This is a genomic window from Noviherbaspirillum denitrificans, assembly GCF_002211445.1.
GTDB lineage: Bacteria > Pseudomonadota > Gammaproteobacteria > Burkholderiales > Burkholderiaceae_D > Noviherbaspirillum > Noviherbaspirillum denitrificans.
In genome coordinates this window covers 4,316,992-4,319,146 of the sequence record NZ_LSTO01000001.1, presented here as the reverse complement: position 1 = coordinate 4,319,146, position 2,155 = coordinate 4,316,992, and the positions used below count along the sequence as shown (strand labels likewise).

Below are 2,155 nucleotides of genomic sequence, written 5' to 3'. Positions count from 1 at the left end.
CGATATGCGCGCGTACCGCCTCTTCCACTGACCAGTCTCCCTGCGGCAACACGAGGTCGATGCGCGCGGTCTCGGCCTGTGTGCGCGGCGCCGGCTTCGGCAATCCCGCGAGGCGCAGCAGGCGGGGCAGCATGCGCTGCACCTGTTGCTGTTCGGCTTCGCTTTCCGGCGTGTCGGCAGCTTGCTGCGCGAGGGCGAGCGCTTCTGCGTGCCGTCCACTCAACTCCAGTACGCGGATGGTACGGGCGCGTGCTTCGGGATAACGGATGCCTGTGTACAGGCGCAGCGCGCTGTCCCAATCCTGCGCACGTTCCGCATCCTGTGCGACATGGAACAGCAGGCGCGCGCGGCGCTGTTCGAGCCATGCATTGGTGAGCGGCGCGGCGGGAATATCGGGCAGAACATCGGCCATCGCCTCGCCCGCTTCGTAGCGTTCGCGGCAGTTGAACAGGTGCAGGTAATCGTCCACGTCGCGCCGCTCGCGAAAGGCTTGCGCGGAAGGCGGGAAGTCCACTTTTTCATAGCGCGTGATGCCGAGGTCGGACAGCACGAATTCCGTCCAGTCCTGGTGCAGGTTGCCGAAGAACATGAGGCGCAAGCGGTCGCACATTGCGCCGATGCGCAGCCGGTACGCCTGCTCCTTCGACTGCGGATGCCATTGCGAAAAGACGCGTGCCTCCGCGAACGCATCGCGCAGCGCGTCGAGCTGTTCCGCCTTGCGCGCGCCTTTCGGCAGGCGGTCGCGGAACAGGAGGTCGATCTCGGCCTTGGTCAGCAGCGAGAACAGTTCATCGAGCGTCAGCTGCGGGTCGCAGTCGATCCAGCCGGCGTCGGCGAGCAGTGCTGCCGCATCGCGCGTGTTGCCGATTTCTTCATAGCGCAGCTTGTCGGATCGAAACAGCTCGCCCTTGCGCATCACCATGCGCACCAGCAGCGCGCGTGAAGCTTGCGGCACCGTGGCGAAGCGCGCGATGAAGGTACGCTCCGCATCGTCCAGCAACGCGTCGTAACGTTCCCCGATCCAGTTGACGACCGTATGGAAGTTGTCGAGATAGTAAAAGCGGTTTTCCAGCGTCCTGATCATCTTGGTTCAGGATTTTACTGTCGTCGGCGACCGCGCGTGAAATCAAGTATTCTCTTGGCTCCCTTGCAAGCCTTTCCATCGAAGCATGAACCATCCCCTCACACCCGCCACCGCACTGATGCTCGTCGTTCCACCGCTGCTGTGGGCGGGCAATGCGGTCGTGGGCCGGCTGGTCAATGCGATGGTGCCGCCGATCACGCTCAACTTCCTGCGCTGGGCGATCGCATTGCTGATCCTGGCGCCGATGGCGGGATGGGTGTTCCGCGCGGGCAGCGGCATGTGGCAGCACTGGCGTCGCTTCGCCATCCTCGGCCTGCTCGGCGTCGGCATGTACAACGCCTTGCAATACCTCGCGCTGCAGAGTTCGACACCGATCAACGTCACGCTGGTCGCGGCGAGCATGCCGGTGTGGATGCTGCTGATCGGATGGATGTTCTTCGGCGCCGGCGTGTCGCGCAGGCAGGTGGCCGGCGCGCTGCTGTCGGTGGCCGGCGTACTGATCGTGCTTAGCCATGGAGAATGGCGCCAGCTGGTGTCGATGCGCCTGGTGCCGGGGGACTTGTACATGGTGCTCGCCACCATCGTCTGGTCGGTCTACAGCTGGCTGCTGACCGGACGCAAGGAGCCGGAAGCGATACGCGGCAACTGGGCAGCCTTCCTGCTGGCGCAGGTGACGTTCGGCGTCATGTGGTCGGGCGCTTTCGCGGCGGCGGAATGGGCAACGGGTCCCAGGCACATTGCCTGGGGCTGGCCGCTGGCGGCCGCGCTGCTGTATGTCGCCGCCGGTCCGGCGATCATCGCCTTCCGCTGCTGGGGCGCGGGCGTGCAGCGTGTCGGCCCGAACATCGCCGCCTTCTTCAACAACCTCACGCCGTTGTTCGCGGCATTGATGTCGTCGGCCTTCCTCGGGGAACTGCCGCATGCGTATCATGCAGCGGCGTTTGTGATGATCGTGGGCGGGATTGTGCTCTCGTCACGGCGAGGATAAAGAATCGTAGGGTGGGTATCGCTTCGCTCTACCTCGGCGGCCTCACCCACCCTTCAGTTCGCTACTTTGTGCGATTTCCCTTT

2 protein-coding genes are annotated in these 2,155 nt (G+C 64.5%); one reads left to right on the top strand and one right to left on the bottom strand.

Going from position 1 to position 2,155, the window contains the following annotated elements:
• Nucleotides 1-1,084, bottom strand: a 1,084-nt coding sequence (locus AYR66_RS20945) for a VRR-NUC domain-containing protein (protein WP_206047241.1), incomplete at its 3' end; no start/stop codon positions are given.
• A gap of 85 nt (nucleotides 1,085-1,169) precedes the next feature.
• On the opposite strand from AYR66_RS20945, the gene AYR66_RS20940 reads away from it, so the two are divergent.
• The gene (locus tag AYR66_RS20940; protein WP_088709113.1) at nucleotides 1,170-2,072 is read left to right on the top strand and encodes a DMT family transporter; all 903 of its coding nucleotides are present in this window, start codon (nucleotides 1,170-1,172) and stop codon (nucleotides 2,070-2,072) included.
• The last annotated feature ends 83 nt before the right edge of the window (nucleotides 2,073-2,155 follow it).

Bases quoted from the DNA above. Each gene is read 5' to 3' on its own strand.
- AYR66_RS20940 (WP_088709113.1), top strand. From the start codon at position 1,170: ATGAACCATCCCCTCACACCCGCCACCGCACTGATGCTCGTCGTTCCA.